The 17503-nt window shown below is 58.3% G+C and carries 9 protein-coding genes, 2 tRNA genes and 3 rRNA genes; 3 read left to right on the top strand and 11 right to left on the bottom strand.

The window, feature by feature from the left end; genetic code table 11:
* Positions 1-55: 55 nt before the first annotated feature.
* Both BM338_RS16280 and BM338_RS16275 read right to left on the bottom strand, forming a co-directional pair.
* On the bottom strand, positions 56-934 hold the full coding sequence (locus BM338_RS16280; protein WP_090452644.1) for a DUF1481 domain-containing protein: 879 nt from the start codon (positions 932-934) through the stop codon (positions 56-58).
* A 249-nt stretch (positions 935-1183) separates the two neighbouring features.
* On the bottom strand, positions 1184-4237 hold the full coding sequence (locus BM338_RS16275; protein ID WP_090452642.1) for a TonB-dependent receptor: 3054 nt from the start codon (positions 4235-4237) through the stop codon (positions 1184-1186).
* 297 nt (positions 4238-4534) lie between these two features.
* Here BM338_RS16275 and BM338_RS16270 point away from each other — a divergent pair, with 297 nt between their 5' ends.
* The gene (locus BM338_RS16270; RefSeq protein WP_090452640.1) at positions 4535-5101 is read left to right on the top strand and encodes a helix-turn-helix domain-containing protein; all 567 of its coding nucleotides are present in this window, start codon (positions 4535-4537) and stop codon (positions 5099-5101) included.
* A 71-nt stretch (positions 5102-5172) separates the two neighbouring features.
* Here the strand turns inward: BM338_RS16270 and glyS are convergent, their stop codons facing one another.
* Both glyS and glyQ read right to left on the bottom strand, forming a co-directional pair.
* On the bottom strand, positions 5173-7320 hold the full coding sequence (glyS, locus tag BM338_RS16265; protein ID WP_090452638.1) for a glycine--tRNA ligase subunit beta: 2148 nt from the start codon (positions 7318-7320) through the stop codon (positions 5173-5175).
* A complete protein-coding gene (glyQ, locus tag BM338_RS16260) occupies positions 7317-8228 on the bottom strand; it encodes a glycine--tRNA ligase subunit alpha (RefSeq protein WP_090452636.1) in 912 nt (303 codons plus the stop codon). Before glyQ ends, glyS begins: the two co-directional genes overlap by 4 nt.
* 93 nt (positions 8229-8321) lie before the next feature.
* Here glyQ and BM338_RS16255 point away from each other — a divergent pair, with 93 nt between their 5' ends.
* Together BM338_RS16255 and BM338_RS16250 are read left to right on the top strand one after the other, a co-directional pair.
* On the top strand, positions 8322-10142 hold the full coding sequence (locus BM338_RS16255; protein WP_090452634.1) for a type IV pilus assembly ATPase TfpB: 1821 nt from the start codon (positions 8322-8324) through the stop codon (positions 10140-10142).
* 22 nt (positions 10143-10164) lie between these two features.
* Complete coding sequence (locus tag BM338_RS16250; protein WP_090452632.1) at positions 10165-10890, top strand: glutamine amidotransferase; 726 nt, start codon at positions 10165-10167, stop codon at positions 10888-10890.
* Between the two features lie 3 nt (positions 10891-10893).
* On the opposite strand, the gene BM338_RS16245 is transcribed toward BM338_RS16250, so the two are convergent.
* The 7 genes from BM338_RS16245 to BM338_RS16215 form a co-directional block, all read right to left on the bottom strand.
* Complete coding sequence (locus BM338_RS16245; RefSeq protein WP_090453474.1) at positions 10894-11217, bottom strand: DUF1820 family protein; 324 nt, start codon at positions 11215-11217, stop codon at positions 10894-10896.
* Between the two features lie 9 nt (positions 11218-11226).
* The gene (locus BM338_RS16240) at positions 11227-11910 is read right to left on the bottom strand and encodes a rhomboid family intramembrane serine protease (RefSeq protein WP_090452630.1); all 684 of its coding nucleotides are present in this window, start codon (positions 11908-11910) and stop codon (positions 11227-11229) included.
* Between the two features lie 195 nt (positions 11911-12105).
* A 5S ribosomal RNA gene (gene rrf, locus BM338_RS16235) occupies positions 12106-12218 on the bottom strand.
* 123 nt (positions 12219-12341) lie between these two features.
* Positions 12342-15221 (bottom strand): 23S ribosomal RNA (locus tag BM338_RS16230).
* 201 nt (positions 15222-15422) lie between these two features.
* Positions 15423-15498: transfer RNA gene (locus BM338_RS16225), tRNA-Ala, on the bottom strand.
* An 11-nt stretch (positions 15499-15509) separates the two neighbouring features.
* Positions 15510-15586: transfer RNA gene (locus BM338_RS16220), tRNA-Ile, on the bottom strand.
* 176 nt (positions 15587-15762) lie between these two features.
* Positions 15763-17307: ribosomal RNA gene (locus BM338_RS16215) — 16S ribosomal RNA — on the bottom strand.
* The 16S, 23S and 5S rRNA genes sit together here with 2 tRNA genes alongside, the layout of an rRNA operon.
* Positions 17308-17503: the final 196 nt, after the last annotated feature.

Below are 17503 nucleotides of genomic sequence, written 5' to 3'. Positions count from 1 at the left end.
CGGACGGCTTTTTCATTTCCGGCGCCCGTGATTCGGACGCCCACACGGCCGGGGCTTACTTGCCCTTGCCGCCGGTCGCCAGGCTCAGGATCGCCTGGGCTTGCTTCTGCAGGCTGGCGGCCTCGTCGTCAGCCAGCGGCTCGGTCTTGCCGCCTGCCTGGCTCTGCTTCAGCACCAATGCGCCTTCGCCGTTCCAGCCGGCACGCTCGGTGGAGTTCGGACGGGCGTCCTTGCTGGCCTTCTTCTGCTGCACCACCACCCACGGCTTGCCATCCTTGAAGGCGTAATCCGTGCTGGTGAAGCCCTTGTCGCCGTAATCGACCTGCTCACGGATGAACTTGACCTCGCCCGCCTCGCGGAACAACTGCCAGCCGCGCGAAACCTTGTCTTCAAGCTTAGTGCCGTTGCTGATCTTCATACCGCCGATCTGCTTCTGCACGGAGCTGAAGGCAGCCAGTTCTTTCTCGCCCGGGGTCTGCTCGCCCACCAGTTGGATCGACACCTGGTTCGCTGCACCCTTGGTCAACACCGTCGACTGCAGCGGCGGGGTATAGCGGCGGTCGCCATCCGTCAGCACGGCCTGGACGATGTACATGTCGTTGGGATTCACGTCGGCCGGATTGAACTCCAGCTCAAACGACTGCGGCAGGCTGGCCACCGGCTCGATCGTCTTGGCAGCGAGCGGCGCGGCATCCTGCGCGCTCACGTCGACCAGCTTGACCTCCAGCTTGGCCTGGGGCGAAAGCTGGGCAGCGCTGTCACGCAGCGTCACGGTACCGCTGACCGCATTGGCCTTGGCCGCCGGACCCGCCGCCGCCGAACCAGCGGGAGCAGCCGAACCGCCCTGCGCCGCGGATTGCGACGTATCAGAAGAATTGCAGCCGGCGAGAGCCAGGGCTGCCACCGACATCAGCGACCAAACCAACCTGCGCATGTGGAACCTCAATCAAGCTATGAAACGGGGCGCGAGACCAAGGCTTGGCGCAGTGCGCCCATTGGTGTTCGCGGGGGAAGCTACAAGCATACCCCAAAATTATCCACCCAGAAAAGTCAATAGGATCAAGGCGCTCCATACGCCCCCGAAGGGGGATTCCGGTCGCAATCCTGGGCTGATCAGGCCGCCCAAAGAAAAGGGCCGCCGGAAACCGGCGACCCTTTCCCGCGTCAGCGGATACTTCGAGGATTACAGCGAGAAGTCGTACTGCACCTGGAAGCGCGCATAGCGCGGAGTGTTGAAGTACTTCGGCAGCTTGTAGTTGGTGTAGGCAGTACGTGCACCTGCCGCGCTAATCGTTTCGTACTGTTCGTAAACGAAAACAGGCTTGTCGTTGTTGAACAGATTGATCACCGACAGCTGCATCGTCAGACCCTTGGCCCAGGACGGCTGATACGCGACGTTCGGGCTGACCGTCCAGGTCCAAGGGGTACGGCCTTCTCCACCCTCAGGGCTGACTTGGCCGTTGCACACGTGGAACTGTGCACCGTAGCCGTAGTGGGTTCCGAGCGTGCCACCGCCGCCGCCGTAGCAGCTGATGGGGGTGCCCGATTGCACCAGCATATTCAGACCGGCCGACCACTCTGGCGTGAACTTGTAACCACCGTAGAGCTTGAAGCTGTGGCGACGATCGTTGGGCAGATAACCGTTGGCCCCCGCCATGATCTCCGGGAAGTCGAAGTCAGCCGTGGTGCCGGTATCGTCCTGACCGTTGTTCGATTTCACCAGACCTTCGGTGTTGCCGTAGCTGCGCGACCACGTGTACGACGCGTTGACGTAGTACTTGTCCGTGGTTTTCTCGGCCTTCAGCTCAATACCCTGATAGGAGCGCTTGGCGGCTGGTCCCAACTGATTGCCAGGAATCGTCACATCAAACTTGTTGGATGAGCCGTCCAACGACGTGGTCAGCTTAAGAGCACTACCCGGATTGAAAATCCAGCAACCCGGCATGCCGCTGGGCACGGTCCATTCGTCATCCCAAGCACCATCAAGCCCCTTTTCCTGGGCAAGAGCGAACAGCGGGCGCGAGTCGCAGGTGTCATCAATGGAATTACGCAGCTTGCGATAAGTTGCCTTCGCGCCAACGGTCCAGTTGTCGAAGAAGCTCACATCGCTGCGAAGCGTCTTCTGAAAGCCCAAGATGTACTCATCCTGCACATAAGGCTTCAGACCCTTGCTGCTGACTGACTTCGGGTCCGGCGTGCTGCCGTCCTCGCCATTGGAAACGTAGACGCCTTCGCCACCTCGATCACCGACCAAAACCGGCGAGCCATCGGGGTTGATGCCGGAATACAGGCTGTCGTACTCAACGTAGTAGGACGCCGTCGCGGCACGCAGCGCTACGTTGGCGGCCATAGGCAGCGAATAGCGGCCGGCGGTACCGAAAATCTTGAACGACGAGTCGCCCAGAACGTCCCATGAAAAGCCGAGGCGCGGCTGCCAGATGTTGTCCTGTTTGACGAAGGTCTGACCGTTGCCGTTCTTGTTATTGAAGTTGTCGTTACGTATACCGCCATAGAGCATCAGCTTGTCGCTGACCTGCCAACGATCTTCCAGGTACCACGATTTCTGGTTGACCTTGACCATGCCACCGGTGCTGAACACCGTATCGAAAACGAGACCGGGACGATTCACTGGATCGGCGGCGTTCGGCTTGCTGTAGTAGTAATAGTAGTGACCACCGGAATAAGCCGTACCAGCATCCGACGACCAACGCTCGTCGGAGTAACCGACGCCGATGTCATGGCTGCCTAACTTCCAATCTAGGTCAATGCGGCCAGCTTTTCGCTGATCGTCGCCACCATATCGATCAAAGCTGCTGACAATCCAGCAACCACGCGGCCCCCACGCCTGGGGACTAGCGGTGGTGAGACGATAAGCGACATACGGGCAACCCGAATTCGGGGCGTTGATATCGCCGTTGTACCTGGTCTGCGTACCGTTGGGGCTGACCGTATAGGTCGAGTTGTTGCTGTCCATCTTGCCGTACTGGGCGGTGAGGGTCAGCGTATCCGTCAGGTAACCGGTGTACTTCAGGATGTTTGTCAGGCCACCAAACTTAGTGTGCATATCACCGAGGTAACCCGTCTTGGACGACTCGCCATCGGTATAGGCCGCGCTGCTGTACTTGTATTTGTTGTTATCGGTGTTGTTGAAGCCAGTGTATTCAAGATGATTGCTGTCGTTGATGTTCCAATCAACCTTCACCACCCAATACGGACTCTTGCTGGTCAGATCGTAAGCCGTTGCGCTGCTGAAATTATTGCTATTGCTGGTTGAGCTCGAAGCGCCATACGTCGTGTTAGTGCTCTTGGTGAATTCACCCAACGCGAAAATAAACAGCTTGTCTTTAATTAGGGGGCCACCTAACCAAGCTGAATAGACATTGCTGGCGCTGCTGTTCTTGTCGTAGTTACGGAACGTGGTGCCATTGGCGCGTTTTACGTTTGGTTGCGTTTCGCGTGTCCAACCCGGAACGGTGGCCCAACTTACGCCGCCTTTCCATTCGTTGGTACCACGCTTGATGTTGACGCTAGTCACACCACCGGTAGAGAAACCATATTGCGCGCCATAACCGCCCGTCTGCACATCGAGCTGATCGATCGCCTGGAACGGCACTTGGCCGAATGAGAGGTTGTTGTACAGATTGGTGACGTTGAAGCCATTAACGTAGTAACTGTTTTCGGCCACAGACGAGCCGCCGAAAGACGGCAGATTGCCGAATACGGCATTACCCTTAACTACACCCGGTGCCAACGTAGCCACACTGACGATATCGCGCGGCACTGGCAACGAGTTCAGCTGTGAAGCCGTGAAGGTGGTGCGGCTTTCGATCGAACTGACATCGATGGCGGGAATGGCATTCGCCGTTACCGTCACGCTCGACAGACTGGTTGCCTGGATTTCGGCGCCAAGATTGACCTGCGCCGTTTGGCCGGCAACCACCGTCACATTATTGGTGCCGACCGTCTTGCCGTTTTGGAGCAGCTGAACCTCGTAGCGACCACTCGGCAACGACGGCACACGGAACTTGCCATCAGCCGGCAGATTCACCGAGCGTGACAAACCGGAATCCAGATTCTTGATGACGATGGTTTCGCCGGCGGCATAGGTGGCAGTACCGGAAATATCGCCGGCGGTGGACTGCGCCAGCACGGCACCACTACCAAGACTCAAACTGACGGCGACGGCCAACGCGGCATGGCGGAGCCGAAACACGGCGGACGTGTTGCGTGAATTCATTCGATTGTTCTCCCCTTAAGAGATATACCCGGGCTAAAACCGGGTCTAGTTACGTCGCAAGGCAAAAAAGCCTGCAACTGCCCATCCCTGCGCTCGCGCAAGTACTCCAAATGGAGCCTCGTGCGTTTCCCCGCTCAGAGACCGGTTTTCTTGCGGATTACTCCGAAAGAAATTACGAAACTAGATGAAGATCACATGATGGTCAACACTTTTGTAACGTTCTTCAGTGGCGTCTACGTAAGCGTCTCGAAAGCAAATTGAGTAAAAGTCAACCGCCAGATTGCCTAGGAGCGCCCCATGGCTACGCAACTAAATACGACACCTCAGAGTGCGGGAACTTTCGCGGATCGCATTAAGGTGCTGATCCAGCGCGTTGGCAGCGTTACGGAGATCGCTCGAATGTGCGGTTTTTCCGAAGGAGTAGTGCGCAGCTGGCGCGATGGCAACACCGATCCGTCCCGCGCTCGCTGCGTTACGCTTGCGAAAACCCTGGGCATTTCTCTGGTGTGGCTGGTGGCTGGCGAAGGCACCATTCAGACCGAGGCCATTACCAGCGGGGAAGAACTGAGCACCACCGAAACTTCACTTTCACAGCGTCAGCGAACAAAGCTGCGCACGGCGGCGGATACGCTGCATGCCAGTGGCGTGGCGATGGATCCGATGCGGTTAAATACCGCGTTGCGCATCCTGCAATCGGAGCTGGATCTGGCCGATAGCCATCTATCGCTGGCCGACAATGCGGATCTGCTTGCCGATCTCTATGAAATTCTTGGCCCCGGCGGCAATGACGTCGACGCCGCGGAGATGGTGGCTTTCAATCACCGTCTGGGCGATCGCCTCAAGCGCGACCGTCACACCGCCTGAGCGCTCCGACCTAAGGCAAACAAAAACGGCAGCCATCTGGCTGCCGTTTTTGTTTGCACGTTCGACTTGAATCAAAGTCGGGCGATATCCGCGATGGCCGTGAACTGTGCCTTCAGCTGGCCGAGCAAGGCCAGGCGATTGGCTCGGACAGCCGGATCTTCTGCATTCACCAGCACGCTGTCGAAGAAAGCGTCGACCGGCGCCTGTAGCTGAGCAAGACGCGCCAGTACGGCGGTGTAGTCGCCCGATTGCAGAGGGGCCGCGGTATCGGCCTTTGCGGCATCAAGTGCCATAGCCAGATGGCGCTCCGCGTCAGCTTCAAAATGGGCGGGATCGACTACGGTGCCCACGATGGATGCGTTCGCTTCTTCCGCCTGCTTACGCAGGATATTGGCCACGCGCTTGTTGGCGGCAGCCAGGCTCAATGCCTCGGGGCGACGGCCAAACTCCGCAACGGCACGCAGGCGCCGGTCGAAATCGACCAATGAAGCCGGCGCCACGGCCAGTACGGCTTCAAACTGTTCGCTGGTGAAACCCTGCTCGGCGTAGTAGCCGCGCAGGCGATCGATCACGAAGTCGTACAGCTCATCGACCAGCACGCCGCGCCGCTTGCCGGCGTCCAATGCCGGAGCCTTGCCATCCTTGCCCGGCTTGAGGCCGGCCGCCAGCGCAGCTTCTGGAATGAGCTCCAGCGCCTCAACGAAGCTGCCCTTGAGGTCGAGCTCAATCTGACCTTCTACCAGGGTGCGGGCGAGACCCAGAGCCGCGCGGCGCAACGCAAACGGATCCTTGTTGCCGCTGGGCTTGAGACCTACGGCAAAAATGCCGGCCAGGGTATCGAAGCGTTCGGCGACAGCCAGCACCTGCCCGACCTTGCCGGCGGCGATGGCGTCGCCAGCAAAACGCGGCTGATAGTAGCTATCCAGCGCTGCGGCGACTTCAGCCGTTTCACCATGGCGGCTGGCGTAATAACGGCCCATCACGCCTTGCAACTCAGGGAACTCGCCAACCATGCGCGTCAGCAGGTCGCACTTGCTGAGCGCGGCGGCACGGGTGGCTTCGCCAGCATCCACGCCGACGCGGTTGGCGATGATGCGGGCCAGCTCGGCCACACGCACGCTCTTGTCCCAAAGGCTGCCGAGGGACTGCTGATAGGTGACGTTCTTCAGCTGATCCTGGTAGCCAGCTAAGGGCGTCTTCAGGTCTTCGTCCCAGAAGAACTTGGCGTCAGCGAAACGCGGACGGATCACACGCTCATAGCCTTTGCGGATCTCGCCCGGGTCTTTGCTGTCGATGTTGGCGATACCGATGAAATGCTCGGTGAGCTTGCCGCTGGCGTCGAATACCGGCACGAACTTCTGGTTGGTCTCCATGGTGGTGACCAGAGCTTCGGGCGGTACAGCGAGGAACTCGCGCTCGAAGGTGCAGGCGATCGCCGCCGGCCATTCAGTGAGGTTGGCGATCTCGTTGAGCAGGGCATCGTCCAGCTGCGGCTGACCGCCCGTCTGCTTGGCAGCCTTGGCGACCTCGTCGCGAATGCGCTGACGGCGCTCGACTGGATCAGCCAGCACCTTGGCGGCGCGCATCGCGTCCAGCCAGCTATCCGCATCGGCCACGTGCACCGGCTGTGCATGCATGAAGCGATGGCCACGCGACTTGCGGCCGCTCTTCAGGCCCAGCACTTCGCCATCCACGATGTCGGCACCGTGCAGGATTACCAGCCAGTGCACGGGACGCACGAAGCTGTAATCGTGATCGGCCCAGCGCATCGGCTTGGGGATCGGCAGGCCCTTGAGCGCTTCGTCGACGATGTCCGGCAGCAGACTCGCCACCGGCTGGCCGGGCTTCACGGCACGGAAAACGAACCAGGAGCCCTTGTCGGTTTCCAGCTTTTCCAATTGCTCGACACTGACCCCGCAGGACTGCGCAAAGCCCTGCAGGGCCTTGCTCGGCTGGCCTTCGGCATCCAGAGCGGCATTGATCGCGGGGCCGCGGCGCTCGATGGTCTGTTCCGGCTGATTGACCGCGACATCAGGGATATGGACGGCCAAACGGCGCGGCGAGGCATAAGCTTTGGCCAGGTCAAGCGAAGCTTCCACACCGCGCTTGGCAAGCCCGTCGCATATGCCGCGCTGGAATGCGGCGGCCAGTTCGTCCAGTGCCTTGGGCGGCAGTTCCTCGGTGCCCAGTTCGATCAGCAACGACTTGGCGGCGCTCATGCGACCTGCTCCTTCTTTTGATGCTTCAGGCCCGGAAAGCCAAGTTTCTCGCGTTGAGCCACGTAGGTTTCGGCCACGCTGCGGGCCAACGTGCGCACGCGCAGGATGTAGCGCTGGCGTTCGGTGACGCTGATAGCACGGCGTGCATCAAGCAGGTTGAACGTGTGGCTGGCCTTCATCACCTGCTCGTACGCAGGTAGCGGCAGGCCGGCGGCGATCAGCTTGTTGGCTTCGCCCTCGCACACGTCGAACCAGCGCAGCAACTCAGGCACGTTGGCGTGCTCGAAGTTGTAGGTGCTTTGCTCCACTTCGTTCTGGTGGAACACATCGCCGTAGGTGACGGTACCGTACGGACCCTGAGTCCATACCAGGTCGTAGACGTTGTCCACGTTCTGCAGATACATGGCGAGGCGCTCGAGACCGTAGGTGATCTCACCGGTCACCGGCCTGCACTCCAGGCCACCAGCCTGCTGGAAATAGGTGAACTGAGTGACTTCCATGCCATTCAGCCAGACTTCCCAGCCCAGACCCCAGGCGCCAAGGGTGGGTGATTCCCAGTTGTCCTCGACGAAACGCAGGTCATGCACCAGCGGATCCAGGCCCAGCTCCTTGAGGGAACCGATGTACAGCTCCAGGATGTTTTCCGGATTGGGCTTCATCACCACCTGATACTGGTAGTAATGCTGCAAGCGGTTGGGATTCTCACCGTAGCGGCCGTCGGTGGGACGGCGCGAGGGCTGCACATAGGCAGCGGCCCAGGGCTCCGGACCCAGTGAACGCAGGAAGGTGGCAGGGTGGAAGGTGCCGGCGCCGACTTCGGTATCGAGCGGCTGCAGCAACACACAACCCTGTGCCGCCCAGTAGCGGTTGAGGGTCTGGATCACATCCTGGAAGGTGCGAGCGGACATGGCTTTCCGTGACCTGGAATAAAGCGCGTTAGTATAGCGGCGCACTATGCTTCTGGCCTTACCGAAGGCCGAAAACCAAGGGGAATCGGACGCATGGCAGCTTCTCCGCAAATCGCTTCCCTGCTGGGCCGGCGCGGCCGGCTCACGCTGGAAGACATGCTGGCCGCCCTGGTCGTGGACGGATTCCTGCTTGCCGACGACGCCAAGCACGTGCGCATGGGTTCGCGCAGTGGACGTGCCACGGTGGAGTTGCATCCGCTGGTGCTGATCGCAAACGCCAAGCTGCCCAACCAGCGCGAACCAGCACGCCCGCTGAGCCTGGAAGCGCTGACCGAATGGCTGGCGGCTCAAGCCAGTCTGCCCTACCTGAAAATCGATCCGATGAAGATCAACGCCGCCGCGGTGACGCAGGTAGTTAGCCATGCCTATGCGCAGCGCCATCGCATCCTGCCCGTGGCGGCGGCGCCGGGCGAGGTGACTTTTGCCACCTGCGAGCCGTTCGACGCGGGTTGGGCCACCGACCTCGCGCATATGCTGCGCCGGGACGTGCGCCGGGTCGTGGCGAATCCGCTGGATATCAATCGCTATTTGCTGGAGTTCTACGGGGTCCAGCGCTCGATCCAGCTGGCGCAGGATGCCAAGACGACCGGTTACGACTCCTCAGCCATTCTCAACTTCGAGCAGTTGGTAGAGCTGGGCAAGAGTGGCGAGGTCGGCGCGGATGATCGTCATGTCGTGCATATCGTGGACTGGCTACTGCAGTACGCCTTCGAGCAGCGAGCTTCGGATATTCACCTGGAGCCGCGTCGTGAAGCAGGCCAGATGCGTTTTCGCATCGATGGCGTGATGCATAAAGTATTTGAGTTACCGCCACCGGTGATGACCGCCGTGACGGCCCGCATCAAGATTCTTTCGCGCATGGACGTGGCGGAAAAGCGCCGACCTCAGGATGGCCGCATCAAGACACGCTCTGCCGCCCGCCGCGAGGTGGAGTTGCGCATCTCGACCATGCCGACCGCGTTTGGCGAGAAGGTAGTGATGCGTATCTTCGACCCGGACATCGTAGCCAAGGACTTCTCGCAGCTCGGCTTCTCGCCGGATGAGGACGTCGCGTGGCGCAGCATGGTGGAGCGCCCCCATGGCATTGTGCTGGTCACCGGCCCCACCGGCTCGGGTAAAACCACCACGTTGTATTCGACACTCAAGCATCTGGCCACGCCGGAGCTCAATGTATGCACGGTGGAAGACCCGATCGAAATGGTCTCGCCGGAGTTCAACCAGATGCAGGTGCAGCAGTCGATTGATCTCGACTTTGCCGCCGGCGTGCGTACGCTGCTACGCCAGGATCCCGACATCATCATGGTCGGTGAGATACGCGATCTGGAAACGGCGCAGATGGCGGTGCAAGCGTCGCTGACCGGCCATCTGGTGCTATCCACGCTGCATACCAACGACGCGCCCAGCGCGGTAACCCGTCTGCTTGATCTCGGTGTGCCGCACTATCTGATCCAATCCACGCTGACTGGCGTGGTGGCGCAGCGCCTCGTGCGAACGCTATGCGCGCACTGCAAGCAGGCTGCCACGCAAGATCCGCACGAATGGACTGCGCTCACCCATGGCTGGTCATTGCCGGTGCCGGAGACGGTGTTCAAGCCGGTCGGTTGCCTGGAATGTCGCAACACCGGCTTCATGGGACGTACCGGCATTTATGAAATGATGCAGTTGTCGGCTCGGTTACGCGGCCTTATTTCCGCTCAACTCGACCTCGGTGGATTCGGTACCGCAGCACTCAAGGAAGGCATGCGTCCTTTGCGGATCTCAGCGGCCGCGCAGGTAGCGCGAGGACTGACTACCGTGCAGGAGGTACTGACCGTGTTGCCGCCGATCGAGTCGCCCGAAGATCACCAACCCTGAAATTATGTAGTGCATGACTCGAATGAAGCCTGTCCTGATCATCCGCACCGGCCGCGCACCCGACCCCATCCGCGCACGTTATGGCGATTTCCCTCATTGGTTCCGTCTGGGTGCGCAGCTTGCACCGGAGAAAATCCGCATCATCGACGTCCAGGCTGGTGAATCGCTACCGCCACCTGGCGAAGTTGCCGGCGCGTTGATCACCGGGTCCGCCGCCATGGTCACTGAGCGCGCCGATTGGAGCGAGCGCACGGCTGGCTGGATTCGCGATGCCATGGACGTGGAACTACCAATGTTCGGCGTCTGTTACGGACATCAGCTTATGGCTCACGCGCTGGGCGGACGAGTGGACTATCTGCCTGGTGGACGGGAGATCGGAACGGTGTCGATCGAGGTTCTGCAACAGGCAGAGCGCGATCCACTCGCGGGAGTACTACCTACCCAGTTCCGAGCACACGCCACGCACGAGCAAAGCGTAATGGAAGTGCCCGAAGGCGTGACCGTATTGGCAAGTTCAGCACGCGATCCCAATCACCTGCTTCGATATGGCAAGCATGCTGTCAGCGTGCAGTTCCACCCGGAATTCAACGCCGACGTGATGCGCGCTTACATCCATCGCAAACGCGCGGACATGCACAAAGAAGGTTTCGATCCGCACCACGCGTTCCGTCAGGTGGCTCCCACACCGATGGCGCGACGGTTACTGCGGCAGTTCGCCCGTCATCATGGGCTGGCTACTGCGCGCTGACGATCAGCGGCTTCGCGGCGGCATCGGGAAAGGCGTGACCTTTTGGCCGTCGCTGGCATCGCGGATGACTAGCGCGCCCTTGCGTTCGACTTCTTCTATGCGAACAACGGATTGCATCGGCAGATGCAGCACGCGCGTGTCCTTGAATTCCTCGCGGAGTTTTTCTTCAGTCGGGTCGACCAGCAGTCCTTCGCCTGTCGGTTCGAACACGAGCTCCCCGACTTCGGTAAAGCCCCACAAGCTGCTCGAAGCAACGTGCCGTGCGTACAACTCGTAACTTTTGCCGAGATGCAGGAAGGTGACCTTATAGAGTTTCTTGGTGCGCATGGCCATATTTTATCCGCGCAGGCGACGTGCGATCGCCTCACGCGAGAACAGAGCGAAGATCACGCCGAACAGAAAGCCGGCGATATGCGTCCACCACACGACCGCGCCGTAGCTGGGTCCCGCATAGCTGAAGAGCAGCTGCAGAAGCACCCAGATACCGATCAGCAAGAAAGCCGGGACGCGTACGAATTCAAGGTACAAACCCAAGGGGAGTACCAAGCCCAGACGTTCGCGGGGAAACAAGGCGATATAGGCACCGAGAACGGCAGAGACGGCACCACTGCATCCGATGATCGGAGAGTGGACGCCAGCCAGCGAGAGCGCACCCACAAGGTTCGCCACAATGCCGCCGAGTAGAAACAGCGTGAGAAAGCGGGTCGAGCCGAGAGTGCGTTCCGAAGGCAAGCCAAAGATCACCAGGAACAGCATGTTGCCGAGGACATGCAGCCAGGCGACATGAATGAACAGTGCGGTGACCAATCTCAGCAGCGATGGATCATGCAATTGCGCAAGAATGGGTTCGTGCGCGTCGAAGATATTCGCCGGCACCGTGCCCCATTCGAGCAGCAGCGACAACCGCTGCCGTGCCGGCAGCAGTGCGAGCCCGACAAAGCTCACTACGCACAGCACAACAAGCAACATGGTCGCCCACTGCACACGTGGGCGACGCCGGGTTTCGACATGAACAAACACGCAGGACTCCCTCGGTCACAGCGTCTGGCAGCGCAGGCTATTGCATCATAGGTGATGCTTGCGGTCCTGCGAGCTGATCTGGACGGCGTTCTGCGGTAGGAACCTCAAAATTCGTCGCGCAGATTCGGCGGAGCTGACTGTTTTCACTCAAGAAAAAACCCTCACCGGAGACGGTGAGGGTTTTTAGGATAAAGCCCCTGGCGGTGACCTACTCTTGCATGGCAAGCCACACTACCATCGGCGCAGCTGCGTTTCACTTCCGAGTTCGGGATGGGATCGGGTGGGACCACAGCGCTATAGCCGCCAGGGAAAGGGTGCGGACAGCGCTTGATGAGCGCCAGTCCGGCATACGGGGTAAACGAGTGACAAGCGTCTGGTGAAATGTGTTCGAGATGGTTCGTTGAAGTTTTAACGAAGCGTCTTGGGGTTATATGGTCAAGCCGCACGGCTCATTAGTACGCGTAAGCTCAATGCATTGCTGCACTTCCACACCGCGCCTATCAACCACCTAGTCTTGATGGTGCCTACAGGAGACTCGAAGTCTCGGGAGATCTCATCTTGGGGCGTGCTTCCCGCTTAGATGCTTTCAGCGGTTATCACTTCCGTTCGTAGCTACCGGGCAATGCCATGGGCATGACAACCCGAACACCAGCGGAACGTCCACTCCGGTCCTCTCGTACTAGGAGCAGCCCCCCTCAAATCTCCAACGCCCACGACAGATAGGGACCGAACTGTCTCACGACGTTCTGAACCCAGCTCGCGTACCACTTTAAATGGCGAACAGCCATACCCTTGGGACCGGCTACAGCCCCAGGATGTGATGAGCCGACATCGAGGTGCCAAACACCGCCGTCGATATGAACTCTTGGGCGGTATCAGCCTGTTATCCCCGGAGTACCTTTTATCCGTTGAGCGATGGCCCTTCCATACAGAACCACCGGATCACTAAGACCTACTTTCGTACCTGCTTGATCCGTCGATCTCGCAGTCAAGCACGCTTATGCCTTTGCACACAGTGCGCGATGTCCGACCGCGCTGAGCGTACCTTCGTGCTCCTCCGTTACTCTTTGGGAGGAGACCGCCCCAGTCAAACTACCCACCACACACGGTCCCCGATCCGGATTACGGACCTAGGTTAGAACGTCAAGCACTTCAGGGTGGTATTTCAAGGATGGCTCCACCGAAACTAGCGTCTCGGTTTCATAGCCTCCCACCTATCCTACACAGAAGAACTCAACGTTCAGTGTGAAGCTGTAGTAAAGGTTCACGGGGTCTTTCCGTCTTGCCGCGGGAACGCTGCATCTTCACAGCGATTTCAATTTCACTGAGTCTCGGGTGGAGACAGCGCCGCTGTCGTTACGCCATTCGTGCAGGTCGGAACTTACCCGACAAGGAATTTCGCTACCTTAGGACCGTTATAGTTACGGCCGCCGTTTACTGGGGCTTCGATCAAGAGCTTCGCCTTGCGGCTGACCCCATCAATTAACCTTCCAGCACCGGGCAGGCGTCACACCCTATACGTCCACTTTCGTGTTTGCAGAGTGCTGTGTTTTTGATAAACAGTCGCAGCGGCCAGGTTACTGCGACCCTTCAACGCTCAGTCACGCATGTGACCACGTCGAAGGGCGCACCTTCTCCCGAAGTTACGGTGCCATTTTGCCTAGTTCCTTCACCCGAGTTCTCTCAAGCGCCTTGGGATTCTCACCCTGCCTACCAGTGTCGGTTTACGGTACGGTTTCTCTGTAGCTGAAGCTTAGTGGCTTTTCCTGGAAGCGTAGTATCAGTCACTTCGTCCAATAGGACTCGTCTCGGTGCTCGGCATAAAGCATCCCGGATTTGCCAAAGATGCATGCCTACCGCCTTTCCCCGGGACAACCAACGCCCGGTAGACCTAACTTTCTCCGTCCCCACATCGCACTACAGACAAGTGCTGGAATATTAACCAGCTTCCCATCGACTACGCATTTCTGCCTCGCCTTAGGGGCCGACTCACCCTGCGCCGATGAACGTTGCGCGAGGAAACCTTGGGCTTTCGGCGTGCGGGCTTTTCACCCGCATTATCGTTACTCATGTCAGCATTCGCACTTCCGATACCTCCAGCAGACTTCTCAATCCACCTTCACAGGCTTACGGAACGCTCCTCTACCGCGCACACTTACGTGTGCACCCCGAGCTTCGGTGTATCGCTTAGCCCCGTTAAATCTTCCGCGCAGACCGACTCGACCAGTGAGCTATTACGCTTTCTTTAAAGGGTGGCTGCTTCTAAGCCAACCTCCTGGCTGTCTATGCCTTTCCACATCGTTTTCCACTTAGCGATAACTTGGGGACCTTAGCTGCGGGTCTGGGTTGTTTCCCTTTTCACGACGGACGTTAGCACCCGCCGTGTGTCTCCCGTACATTCTGTCCTGGTATTCGGAGTTTGCCATGGTTTACTAAGCCGCGATGGCCCGCTAGCCATAACAGTGCTCTACCCCCAGGAAGATTCATACGAGGCGCTACCTAAATAGCTTTCGAGGAGAACCAGCTATCTCCGAGTTTGTTTAGCCTTTCACTCCTATCCTCAGCTCATCCCCATCTATTGCAACAGATGTGGGTTCGGTCCTCCAGTGCGTGTTACCGCACCTTCAACCTGGCCAAGGATAGATCACTCGGTTTCGGGTCTACTGCCAGAGACTATGCGCCCTATTCAGACTCGGTTTCCCTTCGCCTCCCCTATACGGTTAAGCTTGCCACTGACAGTAAGTCGCTGACCCATTATACAAAAGGTACGCAGTCACCCTTGCGGGCTTCCACTGCTTGTACGTATACGGTTTCAGGGTCTATTTCACTCCCCTCTCCGGGGTTCTTTTCGCCTTTCCCTCACGGTACTAGTTCGCTATCGGTCAGTCAGGAGTATTTAGCCTTGGAGGATGGTCCCCCCATGTTCAGACAGGGTTTCACGTGCCCCGCCTTACTCAATTTCACGCACTATGCCCTTTCGTCTACGGGGCTATCACCCGCTATGGCCGGCCTTTCCAGACCCTTCGACTAAAACATAATGCGCTTTTGGGCTAGTCCGCGTTCGCTCGTCGCTACTGACGGAATCTCGGTTGATTTCTTTTCCTCCGGGTACTTAGATATTTCAGTTCCCCGGGTTCGCTTCGCATAGCTATGTATTCACTATGCGATACCGCCTAAGCGGTGGGTTTCCCCATTCGGACATTGCCGGATCAAAGCTTGTTGCCAGCTCCCCGACACTTTTCGCAGGCTGCCACGTCCTTCATCGCCTCTGACTGCCAAGGCATCCACCGTATACGCTTGGTCGCTTGACCATATAACCCCAAGTCGCCTCGGGATTACATCTCCAAACAACGCGTTCGCTTAATTGCCTCAACGACACATCTCGATTCGGTTTCGAACCAAGACGCTTGTCACTCGTTTACATTTTCAAAGAACACCAAGTCGGCCACAGTGCCGGTTGGTTTCAAAATTCTTTATGTGTGCGCTGCCTTCATTTCACGTCATCACCAAAATGGTGGAGCCAGTCAGGATCGAACTGACGACCCCCTGCTTGCAAAGCAGGTGCTCTCCCAGCTGAGCTATGGCCCCAAGTGATTTGGTGGTGGGTCTGGGAGGACTCGAACCACCGGCCTCACCCTTATCAGGGGTGCGCTCTAACCACCTGAGCTACAGACCCGGGAACCTAATGCCTTCCGAAACAAAAAACCGCCATCGATGCCTAGCATCGAAGCGGCTCTTCGTTGAAGAGTCCAGCCATGAATGGCTGATTTTGCTCTTCGCGAAAGGTCTTCGCGTGAAATAAAGTGCAGGTGTCTTGTGTGGACGTCTTGCGGGGAGGTTCTGTCGTTCTCGAAAGGAGGTGATCCAGCCGCACCTTCCGATACGGCTACCTTGTTACGACTTCACCCCAGTCATGAACCACTCCGTGGTCGTCGCCCTCCTTGCGGTTAGGCTAACGGCTTCTGGAGCAACTCACTCCCATGGTGTGACGGGCGGTGTGTACAAGGCCCGGGAACGTATTCACCGCAGCATAGCTGATCTGCGATTACTAGCGATTCCGACTTCACGTAGTCGAGTTGCAGACTACGATCCGGACTGGGATCGGCTTTCTGGGATTGGCTCCACCTCGCGGTATTGCAACCCTCTGTACCGACCATTGTAGTACGTGTGTAGCCCTGGCCGTAAGGGCCATGATGACTTGACGTCATCCCCACCTTCCTCCGGTTTGTCACCGGCAGTCTCCTTAGAGTTCCCACCATTACGTGCTGGCAACTAAGGACAAGGGTTGCGCTCGTTGCGGGACTTAACCCAACATCTCACGACACGAGCTGACGACAGCCATGCAGCACCTGTGTTCTGATTCCCGAAGGCACTCCCGCATCTCTGCAGGATTCCAGACATGTCAAGGCCAGGTAAGGTTCTTCGCGTTGCATCGAATTAAACCACATACTCCACCGCTTGTGCGGGCCCCCGTCAATTCCTTTGAGTTTCAGTCTTGCGACCGTACTCCCCAGGCGGCGAACTTAACGCGTTAGCTTCGACACTGATCTCCGAGTTGAGACCAACATCCAGTTCGCATCGTTTAGGGCGTGGACTACCAGGGTATCTAATCCTGTTTGCTCCCCACGCTTTCGTGCCTCAGCGTCAGTGTTGATCCAGATGGCCGCCTTCGCCACTGATGTTCCTCCCGATCTCTACGCATTTCACCGCTACACCGGGAATTCCACCATCCTCTATCACACTCTAGCTTGCCAGTATCCATTGCCATTCCCAGGTTGAGCCCGGGGATTTCACAACAGACTTAACAAACCGCCTACGCACGCTTTACGCCCAGTAATTCCGATTAACGCTTGCACCCTTCGTATTACCGCGGCTGCTGGCACGAAGTTAGCCGGTGCTTATTCCTCAGGTACCGTCAGCCCCATAGGGTATTAACCCGTGGTATTTCGCTCCTGATAAAAGTGCTTTACAACCCGAAGGCCTTCTTCACACACGCGGCATTGCTGGATCAGGCTTGCGCCCATTGTCCAATATTCCCCACTGCTGCCTCCCGTAGGAGTCTGGGCCGTGTCTCAGTCCCAGTGTGGCTGATCATCCTCTCAGACCAGCTATCGATCGTCGCCTTGGTGAGCCATTACCTCACCAACTAGCTAATCGAACATCGGTCCATCCAACCGCGCGAGGTCTTTCGATCCCCCGCTTTCTCCCGTAGGACGTATGCGGTATTAGCGTAAGTTTCCCTACGTTATCCCCCACGTCTGGGCAGGTCCCGATGCATTACTCACCCGTCCGCCACTCGCCACCCACAGTATTGCTACTGCTGTGCTGCCGTTCGACTTGCATGTGTTAGGCATGCCGCCAGCGTTCAATCTGAGCCAGGATCAAACTCTTCACTTAAGTTTTCGACCGCATCCCCACCCGAAGGCAGGAACTTGATCTATCTTTCTGAAGCGTTAGTCCTAACCATAAAACGTCAAGCTTTTGAATTGACTCTTAGGTTAGACGCTTGCATATATGGACAGAGTTACCATCCACCGCAAGGCGCCCACACAAGTCACCTGCGCACACTGTCAAAGATCAATCACTTGCGACC

Source organism: Dyella sp. OK004 (assembly GCF_900114495.1).
Classification (GTDB): domain Bacteria; phylum Pseudomonadota; class Gammaproteobacteria; order Xanthomonadales; family Rhodanobacteraceae; genus Dyella_D.
The sequence above is the reverse complement of the archived record's forward strand: the minus strand, read 5'-3'. Positions and strand labels throughout refer to the sequence as shown.

Bases quoted from the DNA above. Each gene is read 5' to 3' on its own strand.
- glyS (WP_090452638.1), bottom strand. From the start codon at position 7,320: ATGAGCGCCGCCAAGTCGTTGCTGATCGAACTGGGCACCGAGGAACTG.
- BM338_RS16275 (WP_090452642.1), bottom strand. From the start codon at position 4,237: ATGAATTCACGCAACACGTCCGCCGTGTTTCGGCTCCGCCATGCCGCG.
- BM338_RS16250 (WP_090452632.1), top strand. From the start codon at position 10,165: ATGAAGCCTGTCCTGATCATCCGCACCGGCCGCGCACCCGACCCCATC.
- BM338_RS16270 (WP_090452640.1), top strand. From the start codon at position 4,535: ATGGCTACGCAACTAAATACGACACCTCAGAGTGCGGGAACTTTCGCG.
- BM338_RS16280 (WP_090452644.1), bottom strand. From the start codon at position 934: ATGCGCAGGTTGGTTTGGTCGCTGATGTCGGTGGCAGCCCTGGCTCTC.
- glyQ (WP_090452636.1), bottom strand. From the start codon at position 8,228: ATGTCCGCTCGCACCTTCCAGGATGTGATCCAGACCCTCAACCGCTAC.
- BM338_RS16245 (WP_090453474.1), bottom strand. From the start codon at position 11,217: ATGCGCACCAAGAAACTCTATAAGGTCACCTTCCTGCATCTCGGCAAA.
- BM338_RS16255 (WP_090452634.1), top strand. From the start codon at position 8,322: ATGGCAGCTTCTCCGCAAATCGCTTCCCTGCTGGGCCGGCGCGGCCGG.